The organism is Legionella maioricensis (genome assembly GCF_023618015.1).
Classification (GTDB): domain Bacteria; phylum Pseudomonadota; class Gammaproteobacteria; order Legionellales; family Legionellaceae; genus Legionella; species Legionella maioricensis.
The window spans coordinates 45,083-68,549 of sequence record NZ_JAJKBJ010000014.1; the positions used below are offsets into that span (position 1 = coordinate 45,083).

Here is a 23,467-nt window from a genome sequence, read left to right on the forward strand (position 1 = left end):
AAGTAAATAGTGTTTAGCGCAGTTTAGGGGCGCTTTCTTCTACATTCTCAAATCCTTGGCGAAAAGCTACTTTAAGTGCGAACAAGGTAATTTTATCTACTTCTTTAACATTTTCTAGAGAGGCTTTATTAATTATATTTTCTAATTTTGTCGCAACTTGTCCTTTTTTTATAGGTTCAATAGCTGCATTATTTTCTGCATCCTCATAAGAGCTACCTACATCCCAGCGTCCCAACTTGCATTCATAAAATCTCCTTTTTAATGTTGAAATACTAACACCGAGAACTTCAGCTGCTTTATGTTGCCGAAACATCGAGACACGCGCTAAATCTGAGGTTGAAAGATGTATTTTATTTTTTCTCTCGTGAGGCTTTTCTATGCCTACAATAGCGGCACTACTTTTTCTCTTGTCGGTACTTTCTTTAGTATGACCAATATTTTTATTTGTCATTTTAGATTCTCCTCAAAAACACAGATGAATAATATAAATTAATATAAATAAATTCAACAAGTTGGCTTGAATTTGGAACTTTATGAAAAAAATTGGCTCAGTAGCGTAGGGCAGTGTCTTGTCCTAATAATGGATTTTAAAGCATGACTAAATCGTAGGGGCACAAGCCAACTACAATGACCACGCAAGATGATGATAAACTTTGCTATAGTTAAATTATTAACAGATAGAAAAGCCAAACATTCTTGAAAACGGACAAGGAATTTAAAAGAAGGGGCTATTATTATGTGTCGAATTGTTGCGTATTTAGGGCGTCCTGCCGTACTCCAGGATATCTTGGTTACTCCTAAAAATTCCATAGTGATGCAAAGTCTTCATGCACGTGAGACTGATTTACGGGTTAATGGAGATGGTTTTGGATTAGGGTGGTATGTTCCTGCGATTAGTCCTGAGCCTGCTTTATTTACGTCTATTTCTCCGGCCTGGAATGACAGAAACTTACTGAATTTAACGGCAAAAACTCAATCCCCCTGTTTTTTTGCTCATGTACGCTCCGCCAGTTCCGGAGGGGTGACCAAATTTAATTGCCATCCCTTTATTCATGGTGAATGGATGTTTATGCATAATGGGGAAATTAACAATTTTGTTTTAGTAAAACGACACATACGCCATTTATTAGACGATGATATCTATGATTGGATACAAGGAGAGACTGATTCAGAACATCTGTTTGCTTTATTTTTACAACTGGCAAAAGGTCGGGATTTAAATCAATTATCTGTTGTCGGAGATGTGTTACAGGAAACATTGCAAAAAATTGCTGAGGTAATCAAAGAGTTCGGCAAAAAAGGCCCCTCTTATTACAATATTTGCATGACTGATGGACAAAGAATAATCGCGACGCGTTACTGCACCCATGAAAAGAAAAAAAATCTTACCTTTCATTATCTTGAAGGATATATTTTCGCCGAAGAAGGTAAATGGTTAAAAGAAGAGGGACCTCCTTCATTCATTATCGTTTCCTCTGAAAAATTTAATGATTTGGCTGAAGGTTGGGAAGATATACCGCCCCAGCATATGATGCTAGTTGACGAAAACAAAATGATCCAATTGCGTCCTTTATAGACATTAGGTTAGACTAGGCAATTAATAAATTGAAGAGATTATGATGACTCAAGAAGAAATGATATGTCGAATCGTTCGTTATATTACACAAAAACCCAGTGCTAAAAAATCCTGCTGCAGATAATGAATGTGAATTTCCCTGCTCTGCTCCAATATAAAAATGAGCAGGTAGTTACTCATTTTTGTCATTTCCACCCCGCGTTTTCCTTGAGCGAGGCGCAACAGCTATTTGAAGATTTATTGGCTTGGATGGGGCTTAGTTGGCAGCGAACTCTACTGGGTAAAAAGACCTATCTTTTTGGTCCCTTACTGATTATGGATGAAATGTGGCATACGTTCATTTTACATACCCAAGACTATTACCACTTTTCAATGACTTATTTTGGCGAGTATGTTCATCATCATGTCGAACCCATTGGCTTTGAGCATGTCCTGGAAGAAGATGAATTAACTGATTTTCTGCAGGACTGCTTTAACTATCTGGATGCTGCATGGGTTGAGCGGCGTTTTTCAGGCGCGCTCGCCTAGATTATTTAAGTAGATGAAAGCTCCATTCAGCATACTCATGCAGAATATTCTTTATAAACCCATATCCGGAGCCTGGGTTTCTCCTGCATCAAGCTCTTCCTGATTACTGGGCTCTGCTGTCGTTTGCGGCCTAGAGGCGAATAAGCCTAGGGTGGTTAAAGGCGACTGCTGGCGAGAATAATTGCGATACAAATATTCAACGTATTTTTTGGCATCGCCAATGTAAACGTCTTGCCAAATATCGCTGTCCTTGTTATCCAGTTGTTCAAAGTCAATTTCATAATACTCTTGCAACCAGGGGATTATAAAATCAGCTTGGTCTTGCCAAGAGAGTTGTAGATATTCAGCTAGCCACTGAAAGTAACGAACGTTTCGTTCCGGTGTTTCATAGTTATAAAAAATATCCCATTTGTATTCCGAAACGCAGTTTTTTATTTGCGATTTTACTTTATCTCTTATCATTGTCGTGTGTTGATCTTGAGGATGTGCAGTAATCTCTTTAATGGACAAACACTCACACACAACGTAATGATAGTCATATAAGGGCTTTATTGTAACCTCAGTAATATCAACATTTAATTTTTTAACTAATTTAGCAAATAATTCCACATCATCAAAAAGGGTATAAAGGCAAGATACCTTTTTTGCAAAGGCCACCCAATTATTGGGTGACATCTCACCAAAAGAATCATCTATCACTAAAGTGATTGGATAATCATAATTAAACCATTGTGATGCGACGTTTTTGACACGCTCTTCAGGAAAATTTGATGTTTTAGCGAGTTTTAAATAGACTAAAAACTCCTCATTACCAACCTTGCCATCAATGAGTTGTTGTTCCAGCGTATCGACTATCTCCATTAATAACGAAGATTTTTCTGCAAAATAAGTAGGAAGTTTATCTAACAGAGTCTCTAAGGAAATCCATTTTTTGTTCGTCTCTATATTCTCAAGCAATGCAACGACGTTCTGATCGAAAGAGGTGGTCAGATTAAATGTTGTCGCAAATTGATAGAGTCGGTTTACCGAGTCTAACTGGCCATTAGCCGTGATCTCAACAAATTGACGGCTTAACAATTCTAACGCTTTGTTTTCTATGCTTGTGGCTGTTGTCCTATTAAACTGACATAAAATTCGATAACTTATTTTAAATACATTGTTTTGAGCTAAATTAATCATTCTATCCAAATCAGCTGAATTTATCACTATTTCAGCTTGTTTCATTAATTCTTTTGTTAAGTCTTCATCGATAAGATTCTGTTCCAACGCCAATAGAACCTCTTTATAGTTACTATTGGTTATACCGCTATGCAGTGAGGTCATTAATTGTTTAATAAAATTTTTTTTAAAGAGGAGTAATGCATTATCTTTTGCGTTTTCAATAGAAAGCTCAATTTTCTTCTGTAAATCAATAGGATAATTGGAATAGCCAGGCACAAATTGATTCGGGTCTTTTACTTTTTGGCCATATAAGGCATAAATTCCTAATGCATGTGTCGAGATGTGTTTTATATGTTCTACTTTGCCAACCTCTTTTAATTCATTATTGATATAATCAGTACAAAGCGTTGTCCACATTTCAACGAGCTCATCATCGCTGTGCACCGGTTCTTTCTGTTCGGTGTTATGGAGGCATGATATTTGATAAATAGGCAAATCAATTCCGAATTTTAGAAATTCGTTTTTAATAAAAATAGCTTGTAACAAGGGAGATAAAGGATGAATGGGATCAACATTTTTTATAGGATCTAACGTATAATAGATATCATCATAGGCAGTTACATCATAAAGAAGCTCCGTGTGTTTCATCCCATTAATCTCAGGCTCAATACCCATTTTATGCTTTCGGATTAACTCTAAAATTTTTTGTTGTTTCTCATCAGTGGTAAGTGTTTCTAATTCAAGATTACGTTTTTTACCTGTTCCTGTTAACGCATTAGTTTCATAAATGGCTTTGAGATCCTTCCAATTAAAATCAAGAATCCTGCCGCCTGCACTGCCAAACAAATCTCCACCTCTCAGCAGTAAAGAGGTTGAGCGATTCACGTTTCCACGTTTACAATAACCTTTAGACGAACGTGTTAATTTATCCAGCGAACGAGCGGTTTTGCGACATTCAAGTTCAGCTGCTGTTTCTGTTTTTTTCCCTTCTTTATCTACTTTTTTGTTACTGAAATTTAAAGATCTGACTAATGCCCTTCCTTCAAGTGCATCCAATCCGCCTTTTGGGATTTCCTGTTGTAATTGTTCATCTGATAATAAAGTTCCATTTCCATATAAAAATGACAGAATTTTATAATCTTCATCCTCTAAAAAAGTATTGATAACCTTGGTGTATACGTTTTCTGTTTCATAATGGGACTTAATTGCTGCCTTGCCCCTCTTAAAAGAATCACCTTGTTTTTCGATGAGACTTTTTATTTCATTAACCAGGGCTGACATCTCTGCAAAAGCCCTAGGATCAAAAGAGGCAATTTTTTGATAAAAATCCAAATAGGATGAATGAAACGTTTCACGAACACGGGTTACGTCTAAACAATCACAATCATGAATCACGAGCTGTTCTGAACATTTGGATGCAGGAGGGTCTACAGAGCGCCACGATAATTTTTCAGCAGTTACTTCCAAGCGTGAATATTTTTTTTCCGCCGTCATATCTTTATTGGCAACACATTCACATAAAAAACGTGCCAGCTCTTCGTCAATCTCTAATACATTGACTAAATAGGCATAAAGCAATAGAGAACTTTGCTCATCCCACAGATCCTCCCCGTCATACAGGCGTGCTGAATCATGAAACAGCATGCTAATTTGAATCAATTTTAAGAGATCATTGGTAATCTCTGGGCCATTCATCTGGCCGTAACGTCTAAAAAAATTGACCATGATTACAGCATATGCTGCGGTTCTGGAGACATGCAGAATACTATGATGGGATCTGGAAGAGCCATTTGGAAAAGGATGGGAATAAATATGTGTATTGACCCAAACTGCATGCAAACTGATGTCATCTTCAAAGCGAATATCTCGCGCTTTAAACATATCAATATTTAATTTTCTCTCTTTGAGAAGAGCTTGAATTTGCGTGTATTGTTGCTGAGTTAACATGGATTATTCTGAACATTGATTTTGTTATGTACAATTGTAGTATTTGCTGCCTTTATGTTCAAGAAATGGTCAATTCGGGGTGCCCCCGTACTCTAGTGACGATTAGCAATAAACATGCTGGTAAAGGGGATAACAGGATTAAAAGAAAGTGCTGGACCTGGAGCTTAACCTACTCACCTTTGGCTAAATGAAGCAATGCCTTTTGCAGCGGCTGATAGGTGCAATGCTCACTTTCACTGATGATCGTTGCTTTGGCTTTTTCTGATAATTCGTGAGACTTGGGTTGAGCGGTTTTTTGATAGGGGGCGGCAGATTCGCTAATGTTTACTTTTATTGAGGAAAGCTGATACATGCCTGCTTCTTTGCGCAACCTGTCGCGTAGTTCGGGGATGGCGTAGCGTAATTGAGAGGCCCAGGCTGCATTAGTGGTCGTTAGAATCAGGCAACCTTTATTAAAACTGCCAACATGGCATACCGAAGCTAAATTAGCGGGAAGCAATTGAGTGACTTTATTAGATAATTCTTCCAATTGCACCGAGCGTTGGCATAGATCCGCAAGTTGTTTATTCAGGCAGCGACTGATAGCGCGCATTTATCTTTGCCTTTTATTTTTATATGAAGTTTTCATTTACTGGTGACCAAAAGTTTGGAGCTATCGCTAAATAAGCTGTTTTGTGTATAGAATAGCAAATTATTGCTAAGTGCAATATCATATTTTTTTAGAACATCTGAAGGTGAGCAATGACGGTAACTAAAACGGACAATACAATCGACAATAATACGATTTATTTCACCAGGTTACACTGGATTATATTTTTTTGGCCCATAGTGGCTTTATGTTTTGTTTTTGCAATTTATGTCCACATTGTTCAACTTCGACAGGTCAGCATGTTTTTAGCCCTGTTTTGTCTCGTTTGGATAGCAATGACCTGGGTGACTTACTATTTTTCATCAATTACGATAAAAAGAAAACAAGTCATTTTACGGACAGGTCTTATAGTAAGGCAAACGGTTGATATCCCTTTAAGTAAAATTGAAACCATAGACATCCGTCAATCCATTTTAGGCAGCCTGATGCGCTATGGTGCATTAATCATTACTGGAACTGGCGGAACACGTCATTTAATCAATTATATTGATAAACCATTGACCTGCAGACGTTACATCGAACAGATGATGAATGAGCCGCATTAGTCGTAACCGTTCACGATCCGCGTTATCCTGAGGAGTTTACGACGAAGGATCTGCTGAATGAGGCACAATGTTTAAGCAAAATGCTAATGCCACATTCAGGAGATCCTTCGCTTCGCTCTGGATGACGAGTTCGCATTTATGGAATTTATTCTTCAGTAGCAGAGTAACCGCATCCTTCCTGTGGACAAAGAATCTGGCGTCCAAATTTTTTGCTTTCCTTGACCGTTAATATTGGCCATGCACATTTAGGGCAGGGCTTATCAATAGGTTCATTCCATAAGGCATAATCACATTTGGGATAGTCCCCACATGAATAGAAAATTTTTCCTTTTCGGGACTTTCTTTGCAGAATCTTTGCGTGATTGCATTTGGGGCAAATCACGCCAGTATCGGCTGGTTTTTCTAAAGGCTCCATATGTTTGCATTGAGGGTAATTACTGCAGCCAATAAATCGACCATAGCGGCCTGCTTTAATATGCAATACGCTATTGCAAAGAGGACAACTTCTGCCTTCAACTACTTCTGGTTCTGCTTTTTCACTGTCTGGACCACCCATGTCTTGGGTGTAATCACATTCCGGATAGCCTGTACAGCCTATAAAACGGCCTCGTTTCCCAAGTCTGATTGAAAGTGGTTTTTGGCATTTGGGACATTTAGTGTCCAATAGTTCTGTAGTGACGTCTTTACGTTGTACTTGTTCATCAGTATTTTGTATTTGTTGAACAAAAGGCCGCCAAAACTCCTCCAGCACTGGAATCCATTCTTTTTCCCCGCGAGCCACAGCATCAAGTGTATCTTCAAGCCCTGCGGTAAATTTATAATCAACATAGCGAGTAAAATAACTGGTCAAAAAACGATTGACTATACGACCCACATCAGTAGGTAAAAATCTTTTCTTATCGACTACCACGTATTCACGTTGCTGTAGCGTGTGGATGATGGAAGCATAAGTAGATGGGCGACCGATATCGTATTCTTCTAATGCCTTAACCAAGGTTGCTTCTGAATATCTTGGCGGTGGTTCGGTAAAATGTTGATTGGCCAGGATATCCAAGACCTTAACTTTTTCACCCACTGAAAATGCAGGTAAAATGGCTCCATCGCTGTCTTCATCTTTGGAATCGTCACGCCCTTCTTCGTAGACCGCCAGGAATCCAGGGAAGGTGACTGTTGAACCATTAGCACGGAAGAGATTGCCTTCGCCGCAACTAAAATCTACCGCAACGGTATCCATTATGGCATCTGCCATCTGGCACGCCAAAGTACGTTTCCAAATTAAACTGTAGAGCTTATATTGGTCAGTAGTTAGCGCTTCTTGTACCATGTCTGGCGAGCGTTTAATGGATGTAGGTCTTATGGCCTCATGCGCTTCTTGAGCGTTCTTGGATTTTGTTTTGTAAACCCTTGGCGTTTTGGGGCAATTATCTTCACCATAACGCAGAGTAATATACTCTCGTATTTCTTCAACGGCTTCGGTAGCCAAGTGTACCGAATCAGTACGCATGTAACTGATCAGACCCACCGTACCGGTACCTATATCGATACCCTCATACAACTGTTGAGCAACCATCATGGATTTGCGCGCGGTAAAGCCTAGTTTTCTGGCAGCTTCCTGTTGCAGGGTAGAGGTGATAAAAGGTGGAGATGGTTTACGTTTTCGTTGTTTTTTTTCAATTTGGGTAACAGATAAGAAACCTTGAGCTTGTTTAATCAGATGATCTCTTACCTCAAGGGCTTGTTCCTGTTGATTAATAGTGAACTGTTGTAATTTCTCATCTTTATAATGAGTTAATCGTGCTTCGAATGGGGTACTTGTATGCGTGCATTGCGCGAGTATTTTCCAATATTCTTGGGATACAAAACGTTCAATTTCTTCTTCTCGCTCCACAATAAGTCTCAGGGCCGGGCTTTGAACACGTCCGGCTGAAAGTCCGCGTCTGATTTTTTTCCACAGCAATGGAGAGAGATTAAAACCTACCAGATAGTCCAAAGCTCGTCTTGCTTGCTGCGCATTGACTAAATCCATCGATATAGTACGTGGGTTGGTTATGGCATCCTGAATAGCTGCTTTGGTGATTTCATTGAAGAAAATGCGATGCACTGCTTTGTCTTTAATTAGATTGCGTTCTTTCATTAACTCATAAATATGCCAGGAAATAGCTTCGCCTTCTCTATCAGGGTCGGTTGCCAGTAAGAGTGAGTCTGATTTTTTTAGCGCTTTTGCTATGGTTTCAATATGCCTTGCGTTTTTTTCAATAGGCGCATAAGTCATGTGAAAGTGTTCATCGGGATTCACTGAACCTTTCCGCGGGGGCAGATCCCGAACGTGGCCATAGGAGGCAAGGACATCATAATCGCTGCCCAGGTACTTTTGAATTGTTTTCGCTTTTGCGGGTGATTCAACAATCACCAAGTGTTTACTCATATGAAATAAACCTTATCCTGTAATGGTTGTATCGATTCTTTGTCATTTCCAGATTAAAGAGGCGAATCGCTACGTATAGTTATCAATGTATTGCCAGCTCATCTTCTGTTCGGTAAAGCACCAAATCAAGGAAGGCCAATTGCTCTTCATTTAAATCGGTTGCTAAAACATTCCTGATAGTCCATTTAGTTTCCTGTAAGGTTACAATTCGTGATTCTGAAAATTGCAATTGGTTGAGGACCGTTTCAAAGACGTCTATATCAATTATATTCCATAATTTCATGCGCACGAGAAATTGATAACTGGCTTTAGTCAGTTTCATTTGTTCTTCGTAAGTAAATATCCGCACTGATTTTTGCTGTGCCGATCTAACATATAATGATTGATCTTCAGCGGGCAAGATATCTTCTTCATTGGTTTCCGCTGATTCTTTATCAACGGACTGATGGCTTTTTTGAAGTTGCGTCAGACTTTTTTCAAATAAATTTAATAACATTTCAAATAAGTTATCTTTCATATTAACACCTCATATAGCCGCCAGGGACTGACCTGATTGTTCCTAGTAATTCTAATTTCGCAAGCTCGCCAGTGACTTGTTCTACACTGCATCCACTGCGCATTATGATTTGATCGACACTAGTCATTTCAAAGCCAATGAACTTTACTAGGTTTTCGTTCCCGCTGGCAAGGGAAAAAATGGGTTTCTCAGCAGTTAACTGATGATGTTCTATTCTTAGTTCATCAAGAACGTCATTAACTGAAGTCACAAGCTTAGCTCCTTGCTGCAATAAGTGATGACAGCCACGAGCTAATGGATTATGAATCGAGCCTGGAATAGCTAAAACATCTCTATTTTGTTCCAGAGCCATTCTTGCTGTGATTAAAGAACCGCTCTTAATTGCTGCCTCAATAACCAAAATGCACAATGATAAACCGCTTATTATACGATTTCTGCGTGGAAAATGTCCAGCGATTGGGGGACTTTTTAATGGAAATTCCGATATTAGCAGCCCATTGTGGGTAATTTGCTCGGCAAGTTTTATATGGCGACGAGGATAAATGCAATCTATTCCTGTTCCTAAAACTGCTATAGTTTGTCCCAGAGCCTCGAGACAACCTATATGGGCTTGGGCATCAATACCTAATGCCAAACCGCTTACAATGGTAAGTGGATAATGAGCCAGTTCTTTAGCGAACTGTTTTGCGTTTTCACTCCCTGTTACTGACGGATTGCGGCTCCCAACAATAGCTAGTTTGGGGCTATCCAGACACGATAACTTGCCTTTTGCATATAAAACTACGGGTGGATCTGCAATTTCTTTTAACAGGGCTGGATAGTTTTTACAGTTCCAGGTTAATAAATGATGATTCTCTCCTGCTTCCTGCCAGTGAAAATCAGCATCGACCTGTTTTAAATCAAAGCCGGCTATTGTTTGAGCCAACAGTGGTGGTAATCCGGCACTCTCCAATTCATGGGCTGAGAGTTGAAACATTTCATGCAAATCAGGCCAGCGCTTTTCCAGTTTACTCACTGTTCGTGGACCAATTTGTTTCATTCGGTTTAATGCAAGGTAATAGCGTAAATTATTCATGGGTTACTTACCACGTCATATAAGTAAACAGGGCGTGTGGAACGAACAATCAAAGCAAAACTGGTTTTGGTGAATACTCGGAAAATCATTGCTTCGCCAATGCGCTCTGGAGGAAGTACTATAGGGATAAGGTGGTGTTTCGGATCTGGAATGACTCGTTCTTTTTTAAATATTCCGAGCACATCACCAGCCTTTAATCCTGATTCAGCGCCTATACTAATTACTGCAACACTACCAATTGCGGATTGACTGTTGCCATCAGGCATTCCATCAGGCAGTTCAATAATGTAACCGTTAACTTGATTGGCTGGCGTTGCTGGCTCGAAATAAAAGTCAAATTCGGGGCTGTCATTAATCAGTACTTTATCATCTATTTTGATGCCTACTCTAATATTGGTTAATAAAATAGTGGCGGGGTCGCCTCCTGCTATTAACTGACCATAACCAACCAGGGCGGCTTTAAAACCTAATATCTTTTTGGTTATTGGATCAATGTAGTTTTTTCCTCCTCTGAATAAGGAATAGGCAATCGTTCCGCCTTCGGGTAATTCTCTGGAGGGATGTAAGCCCTTAACATACACTTCATCCCCTTGGCTTCCCAGCATGTGTTCTCCCATATAGGCCACGACGTAGGGGGCACGAAAAAGAACATTTTCATCCAGAATTAATGATTCATCCAAAAAAGGTTTTATCTGGTCTAAAGGGATTGGTGGTACAGCCTCTTCAATAGGATGGGGGCGAATATTGGGCGACAATTTAATTGTGCCATTAGATAACACTCTAATGTAAGGCCTGCTTTTATAATAATCCAGAATAAGGATGGCCCCCGGGTACAGGCGATTAGGGTTTTTGATGTTGGGGTTCGCGTGCCATAGTTCTTTCCATTCCCAGGGATTTTTCAGGTAACGACTGGCAATATTCCATAAAGTGTCGCCATGCTGAACTACGTATCTGGAAGGGAAATCTGTTCTAAGACTTAATGCATGGTTGGTAGAAGATAAGATCAGACAGAAAAAGAGAAGAAAAAATCTCATGCACCATTCCTTTGTTAAGCAGTGACATCTTGCAGCATTACTGTATATGAGGGATAATATCATGATTATTATGTGGAGAACCAGATAAGCGATGGCTATTCGTAAGATTCTTTATTTACCCGATGAGCGATTAAGAAAAGTTGCAAAAACAGTCGATACTTTTGATGATAAATTGCAAACTTTGATCGATGACATGTTTGATACCATGTATGATGCAAGGGGAGTGGGACTTGCAGCACCCCAAATCGGCGTGAGTATGCGTTTGTCTGTAATCGATATTATTGGTGATAAATCCGAACAACTGGTGATCATTAACCCGGAAATTATTTCTTCCGCCGGTGAGAAAGAGTTTGATGAAGGCTGTTTATCGGTTCCTGGAGCCTATGATACAGTGACTCGGGCTGAGAAAGTCACGGTTAAAGCTCTGGATCGTTTTGGTAAGCCTTTTGAAATCAGTGCTGAGGGTCTTCTTGCAGAATGTTTGCAGCACGAAATTGATCATTTAAATGGTAAATTATTTGTGGATTTGTTATCTCCTTTAAAAAGAGCCATGGCCCGTAGAAAACTGGATAAATTCAAGCGACATCAAGCCAAATCATGAGTGGTTTGAATCTCGTATTTGCCGGGACCCCGGAATTTGGTTTGCCTTGTCTTGATGCATTACTTCAATCTTCGCATCAAATTAAAGCCATCTATACTCAGCCGGATCGTCCAGCAGGACGCGGCCGCAAATTACAGGCTTCTGCTGTCAAAGAATGGGCTGTAGAGCATGAAATTCCCGTTTATCAGCCCCTTAATTTCAAAAACCCAGAGTCTATTGCAGAGCTTGCTCAGTTAAAACCTGATGTGCTGGTTGTCATTGCTTATGGATTGATTTTACCAAAAGCAGTTCTTGAGATTCCCAGACTAGGCTGTATCAATGTTCATGCCTCTTTACTTCCTCGATGGCGCGGGGCATCTCCTATTCAACATGCGGTTTTATATGGTGACAGTGAGTCAGGCGTCACTATTATGCAAATGGATGTGGGAATGGATACTGGCGATATGCTGGCTAAAGCAGTGTGTCCGATTGGCCCCTCAGATACCGCTGGCAGTTTGCATGATCGCTTAGCCCAAATTTCAGTTAAACCTTTGCTCACGACTTTAGATGCATTAGCCAATAATCAGGCTCAACCCGAAGTGCAAAATAATGATTTGGCAACATATGCCGGTAAAATAAATAAAGAGGATGCGCTTATAAATTGGCAGAATTCTGCAGCGGACATTAATAGGCAGATTCGCGCGTTTAATCCCTGGCCTATTGCTTATACTGTTTTAGGTGAGGAGATACTTCGTATCCATCAAGCCCAGATAATGGAAATTGAATGTTCACAAACACCTGGAACAGTAATCAGTATAGACAAAAAAGGGATGCTAGTCGCTACAGGGAATAAAGGGGTGCTGGTAACCAGGATTCAATTTCCTGGAGCTAAAGCAATTTCCGTCGCAGATTGGTTAAACTCAGGTAAAACTCAGTTGCATGCCGGTTTAATATTGCAATGAAAAATAATGAAAGACTTCATGCTCTAAAAATTCTTACGGCCTTATTAGAAGATAAAGCTTCTTTATCTCAGTTGATGCCAGCATCGGCAGACGTCTCTCCCATGACTAAAGAACTGTGCTTTGGCTTTTGCCGTCATTATTTTCGACTGCAGGCCATAGCGGATTGTCTGGTAGAAAAAAAACCTAAAGAGACAGAGGTTTGGGTCGCTTTATTAATTGGTCTTTATCAATTGCATTACATGAATATCCCTGATTATGCCGTAGTTAAAGAAACGGTCGCAGTCCTTGAAAAAATAAAAAAAGGTTGGGCCAAGGGATTGGTTAATGCTGTTTTAAGGAATTTCTGTCGCAAACAGCATGAGATTTTGGCCGCTTTAGCTAATGATCCTGCCTTTGTCTATGGCCAACCTCAAGTGTTACTTCGCCATTTAAAAAATGATTGGCCCAATGATTGGCAGAAAATTGCTGAAGCGAATGATGCTCATCCCCCTATGACTCTAAGAGTTAATTTACGAAAGAATTCGGTAGCCGAGTATCTGGGGGCGTTAAAAAAGGTGAACATAGACGCTGAGGCACATCCGGTAGCGCCACAAGGCATTACTTTAAAGACTCCCTGTGACGTATACAGCCTTCCTGGCTTTGAGGAAGGGAGGGTATCCGTACAGGATGGAGCGGCACAACTGGCGGTGTCTTTATTGTCGTTAAAGCCCGGCCAGCGTGTATTGGATGCTTGTTGTGCTCCTGGAGGAAAAACCTGCCACATTTTGGAATCTGAACCTAATCTTGGGGCTTGCGTAGCTCTGGATGTTGAACCTAAAAGACTCAAAAGAGTCCGTGACAACCTGGAACGATTGCATTTGACAGCTACCTTATTGCAAGGGGATGCTTTATTTCCTGAGCAATGGTGGGACGGGCAACTTTTTGATCGTATTTTATTAGATGCTCCTTGTTCTGCCACGGGAGTTATCAGACGTCATTCGGATATTAAGTTATTACGTACTGATGAAGAAATTATCGCCGTATCTAAAATCCAGCACGCTATGCTGCGTTCTTTATGGCCCTTACTTGCTCCGGGTGGTTTGATGGTATACGCCACTTGTTCGGTTATTGCCGAAGAAAATGAAAAACAAATCGCCGATTTTGCGGCAACACAATCTGATTGTGCCTTGGTAAAAAATCAGGGAGCGTGGGGACGGGCAACAGGCCATGGTCTGCAGATTTTACCTGGGGAACATGGGATGGATGGTTTTTTCTATAGTGTGTTACTTAAGGAAAAAAAATGATAATCAACTGGCCATTAATTATTGTTTTGTTTGGTTTGTCTATTCCCGGTATCGTTATTGCGATGAGGCGGTTAATTTATTTTTTATTGCCCAATAATACGGATGAATTAAAGAAAAGAATGAGCCGTTTTGCAATACTGCAAACCTTGTTTATGGTATTGGTCATGAGTTTTGCTGGTGCGGTTTTGTCTTCACGCACGGGTTTGCATGATCCTTTACTTGAGGCTCTTTTGCTTGGAAAGGCTGGATTAGGAGCCTTTCAGCATATTTTATTGCCTACTTTTTTATATTCTCTTTTATGTTTGCTGGTGTTTCTGGGGCTTTATTATGGCGTGGTGGGAAGTATTCTCGATGATCACAGCTTCAGGGTGATGGCCAATCTTCGCCGTGCTTTGGGAATGGATGGTTGTGTCCTTTATGGTGGTGTTGTAGAAGAGGTCATTGCGCGATGGGGCTTAATGAATTTAATTGCTTTTTTTGCCATGCTTTTTGCCAAACAGCATAACGAGATAATTATTTGGATTGCTATAGTGCTTAGCGGTTTAATGTTTGGTGTGGGGCAAATTCCAGCTTATCTTGCGGCAGGTTGCTTATCTACACGACGTTTGGTTTATTCCATTTTGTCACTCTGTCTCTGGCAGTCTTTAGTCTTTGGTTATTTATTCTGGCAATATGGACTTCTCTCCGCAATATTTGCTCATATGTTATTTCATTTAGGTTGGTCGTTTTACGATAATCGCTGGAAGTAATAAGTGTAGCCCGGCTGCTTGCAGCCGGGAGTGAGTTGAGCCGTAAATTGACAATCCCCCGGTTGCAAGCAACCAGCCTACAAATCATTTATTTTTTCTTATTTAATTTGCAAAAATTCAAAAAGCAATTATATTCATAACACCCTGTTAAGGAATAACTATTCCAAATCCTTCGCGGAAAGCGCCTAAGCCTTAATGAGCGAAGAGATTTTTGAATGATTGTGGATTGTTGTTTTGAACTTTGAAATCCCGGTAGAAAGGGGATTGATGATGCGTGAATAAATTAAAGAACGTGTCGCTCTCAAAGTGTAAAAAAAGTGTAAATTTGTCTCAACTTAATCGTGCCTTAATTTTAAGTATTTATTCTGTGAATAACGAAAATTATAGTAGAAGGTGGAGATATGCCAGATCCATTAAATTCAAGTCATGAGTTTGCTGCTTTGGTGGCTCAATTACATCAGTCACCTCATGATCATGCATTGAAGCAAGCGATGGTTGACGATTTTCCTAAAATGAAAGCGTCGGCTAAATCTCCTTTAGATTTGTATCGTTTAGCTCAAGCTCATTTTCCTTCATCAACTCAATATAAACAGCTGATGAGACAATCTGCTACCCTGGGTTGTACCAATGCCATGTTGGCTATGGCTGAGATATTAGTCAAGTCGAAAGCACCTGCTGACTTAAAAACGGCAGCCCATTATCTGTCTATGATTGAGCGTACGAAAGAGACTGAAATTACAAAAGACTCTTTTATTATCGAACAGGGTCGAGCTTTATTAAAATCTCACCCACAAGTCGCTGCATTAATGAAAACAGAGTTTAAGAGCGATTCTTATAATACCAATCTTCGCTTCTTTACTCAGCCAGAAAGAAACATTCAAACAGACAGAAGCGTTAGACCCGAAGTTGAAATGCACAGTCAGCTTTCTTGCGGCTAATGTTAAGGCGTCAAAAATAGTCTGGATTGGCTCAGTCTAATCCGGGCTACGATTTATCTGTTTTCATTTTTCGACAGATGTGAAACAATTCTTCGTCTTATTATTGGATGCCCTCTTTCATGCCAACAGAGTTTATTTATTTACCTATTGAACACTTGCAGGCAGGTCAATATCAGCCAAGACAGGATTTTAATTCTGTAGCTTTACAAGAATTAGCGCAATCTATAGCCGCGCAAGGATTAATTGAACCTTTGGTAGTCCGTTCTATTGCCAAACAACGTTATGAAATTATTGCCGGAGAAAGACGCTGGCGAGCTGCTAAACTGGCGGGTTTAAAAGAAATTCCCTGCCTGGTGGGTGAGTATACTGATAAGCAAGCTTGTGCGTTGACTTTAATTGAAAATATTCAGCGTCAGGATCTCAATTTAATTGAGGAGGCCAGTGGTTATCGGCGTCTGATGGATGAATTTCATTATCAACAAGATGAGATTGCCGTATTGGTGGGGAAATCACGCAGTCATATTGCAAATATTTTGCGCTTACTCACCTTGACTGAATCCGTTAAAACATTTATTCGTGACCAAATCCTGTCTTTAGGACATGCTCGAGTTCTTGTTGGCTTAAATCCCGAACAGCAAGAATGGTTTGCTAATCAAACCATAGAAGAACAGTGGTCAGTAAGACAGCTGGAGCAAGCGATAAAGTCCTATAAAAATCAATATCAGGAGGTTCCCAAGAACGCCAAAAAAGACAGGGATATTGAGCGATTACAGACGATATTATCAGAGCAGGTAGGTGCACCTGTCCAAATTGTAAACGATAATGAAGAAGGCGGATGGTTACAAGTAAAATTTTTTAATAATGACACCCTTGCAGGGCTTTTGGAGCGCTTGGGCTTAAGATATGATTAAGTCATTAGAATTTATTGTTTATTTACCGTTTTAAGGAATATACCTTGATGAAAAGGACGTTGACTGGCATGTGTTTGTGGGCGTTAGGGTCGATGTCTTCGTCCGGCGCAAGTATGCAGGTTAGTGTGGACAGACTTATTAATCGTTTAAATCCACACGTTAATCTTGGAATAGTAGTTGTCGATTTATCTTCAGGTCAGACGCTTTATAGCCGGAATGCTGAGCGTTTATATATTCCTGCCAGTAACATGAAACTTTTTTCTGAAGCGGCCACTCTAATGGCTCTTGGCCCAGATTATCGCTTTAAAAATCAGTTGAGTACCAGTGCCAACCAATTACAACAAGGTGTTCTTCACGGGAATCTTTATTTACATCTGAGTGGCGATCCATCCTTTACCCGGAATGATTTAAGAACCTTACTTGCTTCGCTTAAAGAGTGGAAAATCACGGCTATTCAAGGAGATGTCGTTATTGATAGCAGCCTGGCTTCAGTTAACGCCTATCCTCCGGGTTGGCTAACGAGCGATTTATCTTATAGTTATGGCGCCCCTATAGCCCCACTCATGCTGGATTCTAATCGGTTGACCGTTACTGTTAATCCCGGAGCCAAGGCAGGAGATCCCGCTATAGTTGAAGTGGAAGATGATAATGAAGGGGCAATTGTTATCAACAATCAAGCTAAAACCGCAGCCAATGCCAAGGGATGTGGAGTTGGTTTTACCCTGGATCAAGAGAATAAATTAACCGTGCGTGGTTGCGTTGCTCTTGGCCAATGGGCAGTGCAGCAGCGTTTGGCGATAAAAAATCCGTTGATGTACGCCCAAGGAATGATTAAAAATCAATTGGCAAAAGCGAATATTCAGCTTGATGGTCAAGTGCATTTAGGCACAGCTCCATCAGGTTCTCTACTTATTGCTACTGAACATTCCAGACCTATTTCCCAACTTATGGCCGATACGTTAAAACCATCCGATAATTTATACGCGGATAGTTTGTATTTGCACACTGCCGCTAAAATTAATGGCTCTCCTGTCAATTGGAATGAAGCGCAACCCGTGATTAAAAACTTTTTGCAGCAACAAACGGGTATTGATTTGAAGAAATCCATTTTTACGGATGGTTCAGGTTTATCTCGTTATAATCTGGTCACTCCAGAACAAACCATATCACTACTTAAGTTTTTATATCAGCGTTTTCCTTTATCTTATGAATACATAGCCGCATTACCCATATCAGGGCGTGACGGTACCTTACAAAAACGCTTCAAAATCCCAACCCAGCAGGGCTTTGTCCGTGCTAAAACGGGGACTATGACCGGAATGAACAGTCTGTCTGGTTATTTATATACAGCTAACGGCCATACTTTGGCTTTTGCGATGTTCATTAACCGACTCCCAGGGAAGTCAGCAGGTCCTGGTCGTCCATTACTCGATGCCTTATGTACTTATTTTCTGCAACAAAGCCCAGTCTCTAGTCGTCTGGCGCGCGTTTTTGCGCCCCATAGCCGTATTAAATTCCAAACCAATCCCACTCAAGGAGAGGTACAAAGAAGTCATCAAGCCAAATGGCGACGTTTGGAATCGTTAATCAGATTGGCTCTTAAGGGGCAGGCAGTGAACGTAGTGTATCGAGGAAATGAACTGATCGTTACCGATAATCAGTCTGATGCCCGTAAGGTATGGGCGGCTTTGCAATCTGTGGCTAAAAAATATCCTTTTGCTGTTGCCCTGTCTTCTAAAGTGTTATCCATTAGTCCGACTGGTAAGCCGATGATGCTGTGGATGCAAACTCCAACAGTGACGAATCAGGAACAGCGATCCTGGATTATTCGTGAGGCGGTATAAGTGAAGCGGCACAGCCATTGACTTAAGCCGCTTTCCGTCATCCCGAGGGGCTTGCGGCGAGCGATCTCCTGAAATAGGCATGAGCTACATTTTGGAGATCCTTCGCTTCGCTCTGGATGACGTTTCTTAAGTCAATGGCCGTGAAGCTAAGCAGGTAATGGTGCGTACTTAGGGAGTTTAGGTTGATGTAGCCTGGGTGCAGCGTAGCGTAACCCAGGAATTGTTGCAGGAACACCCGGGTTACGCCTGCGGCTGCACCCAGGCTATGTCTTTAATATTTTTCAGAGTCCCGGGGTTTGTTCACGACAGGGGAACTCTCGAGCCCTTGACAGTTGCAGCACGTAGACCCTCTAAAGGTAAATGATAACAGACCCTAGATGATGTTTTGGAAAATAGGAGCGATAATTGAGTTTTATGCTGCAAGTTGTTTTGTTGATCTTGTGTTTGTTTTCATCTGCTTTTGCAAGCCCGATCCGCTTTTTAACCGTTAGTGACATTCATTATGGAAGTGAGAATAGCTCAAAAGAAGGAATGGATACTGGTGATGAATTTTTAGAAATAACCTTGAATGAGTTTAAAAAATTAAGTAACGACGTCGATTTCATTCTCTTTTTAGGGGATATACCAACTCATTCATTATTTGTAACCCCGAAGAAAGAAAAATTTGAGCGAACCGTGTTCCACGGTTTATATGAGGCAGATCAAAGCTCAAAACCGATGTTTTACATTACCGGTAATAATGATTCTTTGTTTGGTAATTACCAGCCTTTTGAGTTAGACGGTAAATCGCCTTTAACTTTTGCAACGGATTGGACGGGGGCATGTATTCATTGTGATGGATTAATTATTGATGACTCGCATATGCGTAGCGATGGATATTATTCCAGTTATGTTATTCCTGACAATAAAGACATCCTATTAATCGCCCTTAATTCGACGCAATGGGCGAAAATGCCTATTCTTTTACCTAAATATCCTAATCAGGACCGAGATGCCTCAGCGCAATTGGTATGGCTAGAGGAACAATTAAAAAACCATCATGCCAAACAATTACTCATTGGCATGCATATTCCTCCAGGCTATTCTTACAATGGAAATTTATTTTTACAAGAACGATATATTCAAAGCTTGATCAATTTATTAGAAAAATATCATTCCTCTTATGATCAAGTGACCCTCCTTACCGGGCATACTCATATGGATGAGTTGCGAAAAATCCATTTAAAAGATAATTCTAATTTATATGTGTATTCAACTCCATCCATTGGCCGTAATCATTATAACAATCCAGGGATGAAAATTTTTACTTTAGATAAACAATTGGCAATCAAAAATTACACCACCTACTATACAACTAATTTACATGGCTGGGGACAAGAGCAGTATCAGGCATTAGGCGCTTCAGAAGCTATTTTTCCCAATTGTTCTGATAAGACTTTATCTCAATGCCTGGATGGTTTAAGTGACCAACAAACCTGTAATTTCTTAGAACAGGACTTATTTTATGGGGTAAAAAGTTCGCATGTACCACTGAATGTGTGTCATACGACTTATAGGGTCAATTAGTAAGCCTTATCGTCTCTTTCCACGTCATCTCGAGCGTTAGCGAGAGATCTCCAGAACAGGCACGGTGCTGCATTCAGGAGATCTCTCGCTAACGCTCGAGATGACGTAAGATGAGGCTCGAGATGACGTAGGATGAGCTCGAGATGACGTAGGCGATGCAAAAAGAGTCTGCATCGTGCAGACTCTTTTAAAATCACTTTAGAGGACTAATGAGGTTGACGTTGTTGGGGTGATGTGTGCATTCAGAGTTTGTTGCAAAACAGCAATGTCATCTTCTGAACGGGTTGTTTTTTTGCCAACGAAGAAGTCATAGATAGGGTTGTGGTGGGTTTTTATTAACGCCATATTTTCTGCATCCATAGTGAAGGCGGAGAGTAATCCGTGGATTGTTTCCAGATTTCCCTTTTGGGATTTAAGTGTAAAAACAAGTTGTTTTAATAACTCTCCTTTTTCGCGTCGGGTCGAACTGCTGGATAGACACATGCTTTTGGCATTGGTATATATTTTATTTAGAACATGCGCTACGTCTTCAGGTAACTGCTGTTTTGGCGTTTTAGGGCACTGTTCCCTGGCGAAGAAGGAGTTTTTTTTCAGTAGTTCACAATCATCCTTAATTAATTTTTTCTCTCGATGCGGAGACATGAACTCATAAACGGTACGATATTGTTCCTTGAATCGTACTGCTAATAAGTTATGCATATCCGCTGTTGGATGGATATCATCCCAAAACATATACCCCTCAGAGGGAGAGATTTTGTCTTTTTCATATTCAGGATTTTCTTGGTTTTTTTTAAACTCATCCGATGAAGTATAAGGGGAGTTGAGTTTGTCTTTCTCAAATCCGTGTTGTTCCGGATGTTTATATATTTGCTCAAATTCAGTAGCTATATCAAAAACAGAAAGATTAACAGGGAGGTGCAGATCGCGGTATTTTTTGTTGAGCTCTGTGCATTTTTCGGCTAATTGCACATTAAAATATTCACAGCATTCTGCGGCATTATCTCGTTCTTTTTTGTTTTTAGCCTGAAATCTGGGGGTGTAGCAGAGATTAGGCAGATTAAATAAAACAAAATTTCTATATCCATTTTGAACTAACTTCTCGATATTTTTAATTCGTTCATTAACCGCATTATCTACTTCTTCATGGGTAGGCTTTTGGTTCAGGGTTATTAAATCATTGGCTCCAGACCATTCAATAACTAAAGTTTCAGATTTTTCTAATGGAGAGACATGATATTTTTTATCATCGGCTAAAAGATCATCGCGTTTTTTTTCCAGTGTGGATAATATCAGTCTTGGGAACTCTATTGTGGGATCTAAAGTAAAGTCTTTAGAATAATCATAAGAGGTTAATCCTCCCTCACAGTAGTACCGGGCAAAGCGCGTTCCTTTAAATAAGACGTGCCGATCATTATTTAAACTAAAGGCTTCTTGATTTTCAATGCGAAGGGCGTCATTTGTTAAAAATTCATCACTGATATCCGCATTGTCTTGAGCCTCATGGCCTAAGTTTAGTTTTTTGCGCACATGGCTTATGGTAAATTCTTCTGCAGTAGCCGCACTGACGTAATCTCCCCAAAGATACCCATTGGTAAATCTGCCTTTAGGCGACTTTCCCTTAAGACCACTGAGGAAATCCAATGGAATAAATCCCAAAAGCTTACGCTTATCAAGAGTTCCTCTATCCGACAAGCTATCCCCGAGTACCACTAATTGACGAATCCGTGTCATATAATTCCCCTCATAATTGAAGACAGTAAAATGAGTATAGATAAGGAATTTATTTTTATGGGGCGAAAAGGGAAAATTTTTAATGACTAACGTCAGTTTAGGATAAGGAACTCGATCCGTTCGGCCTGAAGAGGGCTCTAGCCCATAGCCGTCAAGTTAAGGATTCTTGTTGTTAACTACAAATAAGGTGCATGAAAATGTTTTATCCCCGCGTAGGCGGGGATCTATTTTTGCATTAGCATTGTACTAATAATCATGCGGTATATTATTCAGATGGGGTTTCGTCTTCATTGGGGAGATTGCGGATACGTTGAGCCTCGATAACCAGTACTTTGAAGTAATCATAGGACATATAGAAATTTCCCTTGTCTCCAACTTGTTCACCCCATGAATTACGCAAAGTAAATAAGCCTTTATGCTGTCTGCCTTGATCATCAGTAGCAATGGCATCATCATCATAACCGGTAATAATCATTTCATGTCCGCCGAATAATGGACGTAGATAAATATCGCGAGCAATTTCCGGGGTTAAAACCCAGGTATCAAAATTAGCGTTATGAGTTCCAACAGCACCGGCCATACCCAGATCAAAATCTAAAAGCAGAACTCCAAAAGTGACTCTATCCTTTTCATTCAAGGCCACTTTAATATCATTAATGGTTTTCTCGGTATTTGTTCTGTCTAAGGTTGCTTGAAGAACATCAAGGATAGGAGACCAGGTTACTGTTTTATCACCGAGGTTTTCACTCAGTTGGTGGAATTGTTCTGGTGACATTGCCGTATCTTGAGAAGGCATGTCATTGGTAGGGTACTCGGTAAAACCACCACAGCCTTGGTTTTTTTGTTTTTCTTTACTGACTATGCCAAAGGTTTCCATTTGATTTAAAACAAGCCGACCGTAAGAACCATTCCAGCCACTCAGAGTATAGCCATTTTTTTCTAAATACAGTCCGAGTTGTAATTGACATACCTGACTGATGTAATCTCCTTTATTTAAGGCAGCATCTACGGCAGCAGTGTTTGCAAAAGTAACACAGGAGCCAAAGTTACCCTGATTTAAAACAGGTACATCATTCATTCCTAAATCCAGTTTGCTGGGAAGATTGGCTGAAGTAGCGTGTGTCCCCGCTTTATTGATTGCTGCCGTTGTTCTTTGGGTTAGAGCAAGAAGTGCTGAATTTGATAACTGTATTTTAAGTAACTTAATGTGTTGGATGATTGGTTTGGCATTTAAGGTTTTATTTTGAGGTATTTTAAGCGTTTGTTCTAGGGTTCCAACTACTTTGACATCCTGGGCAAATAAATTAGCACTGAGTGCTAAAGATAATAAAAACAGCTTGGGCATACGCATCTGTAATTCTCCGAAGATAGTACTTTTTTGACTACGGATAGCGATGATACTTCATGATTTAAAATTAATCAATATAGATTCTTTATGATCATTTA

20 protein-coding genes are annotated in these 23,467 nt (G+C 40.2%); 11 read left to right on the forward strand and 9 right to left on the reverse strand.

From position 1 onward, the window contains the following. Nucleotides 1–13 precede the first annotated feature (13 nt). Nucleotides 14–451, reverse strand: a complete 438-nt coding sequence (locus LOX96_RS11815; protein WP_250422020.1) for an RWP-RK domain-containing protein — start codon at nt 449–451, stop codon at nt 14–16. A 285-nt stretch (nt 452–736) separates the two neighbouring features. On the opposite strand from LOX96_RS11815, the gene LOX96_RS11820 reads away from it, so the two are divergent. Then, entirely contained in the window at nt 737–1,576 is an 840-nt protein-coding gene (locus tag LOX96_RS11820; protein ID WP_250422019.1) for a class II glutamine amidotransferase, read from the forward strand. 123 nt (nt 1,577–1,699) lie between these two features. Beyond that, nucleotides 1,700–2,104: a glycine-rich domain-containing protein gene (locus tag LOX96_RS11825; RefSeq protein WP_250422018.1), complete on the forward strand. Its 405-nt coding sequence runs from the start codon at nt 1,700–1,702 to the stop codon at nt 2,102–2,104. Between the two features lie 51 nt (nt 2,105–2,155). On the opposite strand, the gene LOX96_RS11830 is transcribed toward LOX96_RS11825, so the two are convergent. Both LOX96_RS11830 and LOX96_RS11835 read right to left on the reverse strand, forming a co-directional pair. Next, nucleotides 2,156–5,212: a SidE phosphodiesterase domain-containing protein gene (locus LOX96_RS11830; RefSeq protein ID WP_250422017.1), complete on the reverse strand. Its 3,057-nt coding sequence runs from the start codon at nt 5,210–5,212 to the stop codon at nt 2,156–2,158. 169 nt (nt 5,213–5,381) lie between these two features. Further along, nucleotides 5,382–5,804 (reverse strand): DciA family protein, encoded by a 423-nt coding sequence (locus LOX96_RS11835; RefSeq protein ID WP_250422016.1) that lies wholly within the window; start codon nt 5,802–5,804, stop codon nt 5,382–5,384. Nucleotides 5,805–5,953: 149 nt separating this feature from the next. On the opposite strand from LOX96_RS11835, the gene LOX96_RS11840 reads away from it, so the two are divergent. Continuing rightward, nucleotides 5,954–6,406, forward strand: a complete 453-nt coding sequence (locus LOX96_RS11840) for a PH domain-containing protein (RefSeq protein ID WP_250422015.1) — start codon at nt 5,954–5,956, stop codon at nt 6,404–6,406. Nucleotides 6,407–6,551: 145 nt separating this feature from the next. Here LOX96_RS11840 and topA read toward each other — a convergent pair whose 3' ends face one another. From topA to LOX96_RS11860, 4 genes are all read right to left on the reverse strand, one after another. Then, a complete protein-coding gene (gene topA, locus LOX96_RS11845; protein WP_250422014.1) occupies nt 6,552–8,831 on the reverse strand; it encodes a type I DNA topoisomerase in 2,280 nt (759 codons plus the stop codon). Nucleotides 8,832–8,913: 82 nt separating this feature from the next. Further along, on the reverse strand, nt 8,914–9,348 hold the full coding sequence (locus LOX96_RS11850) for a DUF494 family protein (RefSeq protein ID WP_250422013.1): 435 nt from the start codon (nt 9,346–9,348) through the stop codon (nt 8,914–8,916). 1 nt (nt 9,349) lies between these two features. Then, complete coding sequence (gene dprA, locus LOX96_RS11855; protein ID WP_250422012.1) at nt 9,350–10,423, reverse strand: DNA-processing protein DprA; 1,074 nt, start codon at nt 10,421–10,423, stop codon at nt 9,350–9,352. Then, entirely contained in the window at nt 10,420–11,457 is a 1,038-nt protein-coding gene (locus LOX96_RS11860; protein ID WP_250422011.1) for a LysM peptidoglycan-binding domain-containing protein, read from the reverse strand. The genes dprA and LOX96_RS11860 overlap by 4 nt, the downstream gene beginning before the upstream one ends. Nucleotides 11,458–11,548: 91 nt before the next feature. On the opposite strand from LOX96_RS11860, the gene def reads away from it, so the two are divergent. The 8 genes from def (at nt 11,549) to LOX96_RS11900 (ending at nt 20,290) form a co-directional block, all read left to right on the forward strand. Further along, a complete protein-coding gene (def, locus tag LOX96_RS11865) occupies nt 11,549–12,058 on the forward strand; it encodes a peptide deformylase (protein ID WP_250422010.1) in 510 nt (169 codons plus the stop codon). Beyond that, entirely contained in the window at nt 12,055–12,999 is a 945-nt protein-coding gene (gene fmt / locus LOX96_RS11870; RefSeq protein WP_250422009.1) for a methionyl-tRNA formyltransferase, read from the forward strand. The genes def and fmt overlap by 4 nt, the downstream gene beginning before the upstream one ends. Further along, nucleotides 12,996–14,282, forward strand: a complete 1,287-nt coding sequence (gene rsmB, locus LOX96_RS11875; protein WP_250422008.1) for a 16S rRNA (cytosine(967)-C(5))-methyltransferase RsmB — start codon at nt 12,996–12,998, stop codon at nt 14,280–14,282. The genes fmt and rsmB overlap by 4 nt, the downstream gene beginning before the upstream one ends. Beyond that, complete coding sequence (locus tag LOX96_RS11880; RefSeq protein WP_250422007.1) at nt 14,279–15,031, forward strand: CPBP family glutamic-type intramembrane protease; 753 nt, start codon at nt 14,279–14,281, stop codon at nt 15,029–15,031. The genes rsmB and LOX96_RS11880 overlap by 4 nt, the downstream gene beginning before the upstream one ends. Nucleotides 15,032–15,432: 401 nt before the next feature. Beyond that, nucleotides 15,433–15,969 carry a hypothetical protein gene (locus LOX96_RS11885; RefSeq protein ID WP_250422005.1) on the forward strand — a complete coding sequence of 179 codons (537 nt, stop codon included), beginning with the start codon at nt 15,433–15,435 and terminating at the stop codon, nt 15,967–15,969. A 119-nt stretch (nt 15,970–16,088) separates the two neighbouring features. Continuing rightward, nucleotides 16,089–16,880 carry a ParB/RepB/Spo0J family partition protein gene (locus tag LOX96_RS11890; RefSeq protein WP_250422003.1) on the forward strand — a complete coding sequence of 264 codons (792 nt, stop codon included), beginning with the start codon at nt 16,089–16,091 and terminating at the stop codon, nt 16,878–16,880. Between the two features lie 47 nt (nt 16,881–16,927). Next, complete coding sequence (gene dacB / locus LOX96_RS11895; RefSeq protein ID WP_250422002.1) at nt 16,928–18,724, forward strand: D-alanyl-D-alanine carboxypeptidase/D-alanyl-D-alanine endopeptidase; 1,797 nt, start codon at nt 16,928–16,930, stop codon at nt 18,722–18,724. Between the two features lie 414 nt (nt 18,725–19,138). Further along, nucleotides 19,139–20,290 carry a metallophosphoesterase gene (locus tag LOX96_RS11900; RefSeq protein WP_348645843.1) on the forward strand — a complete coding sequence of 384 codons (1,152 nt, stop codon included), beginning with the start codon at nt 19,139–19,141 and terminating at the stop codon, nt 20,288–20,290. Nucleotides 20,291–20,488: 198 nt separating this feature from the next. On the opposite strand, the gene LOX96_RS11905 is transcribed toward LOX96_RS11900, so the two are convergent. Together LOX96_RS11905 and LOX96_RS11910 are read right to left on the reverse strand one after the other, a co-directional pair. Then, nucleotides 20,489–22,021 (reverse strand): SGNH/GDSL hydrolase family protein, encoded by a 1,533-nt coding sequence (locus LOX96_RS11905; protein ID WP_250421998.1) that lies wholly within the window; start codon nt 22,019–22,021, stop codon nt 20,489–20,491. A gap of 265 nt (nt 22,022–22,286) precedes the next feature. Beyond that, on the reverse strand, nt 22,287–23,372 hold the full coding sequence (locus tag LOX96_RS11910; RefSeq protein WP_250421997.1) for a C1 family peptidase: 1,086 nt from the start codon (nt 23,370–23,372) through the stop codon (nt 22,287–22,289). Nucleotides 23,373–23,467: the final 95 nt, after the last annotated feature.

What these genes read in the sequence shown, in the direction of transcription:
- LOX96_RS11815 (WP_250422020.1), bottom strand. Translation starts at nt 451, where the DNA reads ATGACAAATAAAAATATTGGTCATACTAAAGAAAGTACCGACAAGAGA.
- LOX96_RS11820 (WP_250422019.1), top strand. Translation starts at nt 737, where the DNA reads ATGTGTCGAATTGTTGCGTATTTAGGGCGTCCTGCCGTACTCCAGGAT.
- LOX96_RS11825 (WP_250422018.1), top strand. Translation starts at nt 1,700, where the DNA reads ATGAATGTGAATTTCCCTGCTCTGCTCCAATATAAAAATGAGCAGGTA.
- LOX96_RS11830 (WP_250422017.1), bottom strand. Translation starts at nt 5,212, where the DNA reads ATGTTAACTCAGCAACAATACACGCAAATTCAAGCTCTTCTCAAAGAG.
- LOX96_RS11835 (WP_250422016.1), bottom strand. Translation starts at nt 5,804, where the DNA reads ATGCGCGCTATCAGTCGCTGCCTGAATAAACAACTTGCGGATCTATGC.
- LOX96_RS11840 (WP_250422015.1), top strand. Translation starts at nt 5,954, where the DNA reads ATGACGGTAACTAAAACGGACAATACAATCGACAATAATACGATTTAT.
- topA (WP_250422014.1), bottom strand. Translation starts at nt 8,831, where the DNA reads ATGAGTAAACACTTGGTGATTGTTGAATCACCCGCAAAAGCGAAAACA.
- LOX96_RS11850 (WP_250422013.1), bottom strand. Translation starts at nt 9,348, where the DNA reads ATGAAAGATAACTTATTTGAAATGTTATTAAATTTATTTGAAAAAAGT.
- dprA (WP_250422012.1), bottom strand. Translation starts at nt 10,423, where the DNA reads ATGAATAATTTACGCTATTACCTTGCATTAAACCGAATGAAACAAATT.
- LOX96_RS11860 (WP_250422011.1), bottom strand. Translation starts at nt 11,457, where the DNA reads ATGAGATTTTTTCTTCTCTTTTTCTGTCTGATCTTATCTTCTACCAAC.
- def (WP_250422010.1), top strand. Translation starts at nt 11,549, where the DNA reads ATGGCTATTCGTAAGATTCTTTATTTACCCGATGAGCGATTAAGAAAA.
- fmt (WP_250422009.1), top strand. Translation starts at nt 12,055, where the DNA reads ATGAGTGGTTTGAATCTCGTATTTGCCGGGACCCCGGAATTTGGTTTG.
- rsmB (WP_250422008.1), top strand. Translation starts at nt 12,996, where the DNA reads ATGAAAAATAATGAAAGACTTCATGCTCTAAAAATTCTTACGGCCTTA.
- LOX96_RS11880 (WP_250422007.1), top strand. Translation starts at nt 14,279, where the DNA reads ATGATAATCAACTGGCCATTAATTATTGTTTTGTTTGGTTTGTCTATT.
- LOX96_RS11885 (WP_250422005.1), top strand. Translation starts at nt 15,433, where the DNA reads ATGCCAGATCCATTAAATTCAAGTCATGAGTTTGCTGCTTTGGTGGCT.
- LOX96_RS11890 (WP_250422003.1), top strand. Translation starts at nt 16,089, where the DNA reads ATGCCAACAGAGTTTATTTATTTACCTATTGAACACTTGCAGGCAGGT.
- dacB (WP_250422002.1), top strand. Translation starts at nt 16,928, where the DNA reads ATGAAAAGGACGTTGACTGGCATGTGTTTGTGGGCGTTAGGGTCGATG.
- LOX96_RS11900 (WP_348645843.1), top strand. Translation starts at nt 19,139, where the DNA reads ATGCTGCAAGTTGTTTTGTTGATCTTGTGTTTGTTTTCATCTGCTTTT.
- LOX96_RS11905 (WP_250421998.1), bottom strand. Translation starts at nt 22,021, where the DNA reads ATGACACGGATTCGTCAATTAGTGGTACTCGGGGATAGCTTGTCGGAT.
- LOX96_RS11910 (WP_250421997.1), bottom strand. Translation starts at nt 23,372, where the DNA reads ATGCGTATGCCCAAGCTGTTTTTATTATCTTTAGCACTCAGTGCTAAT.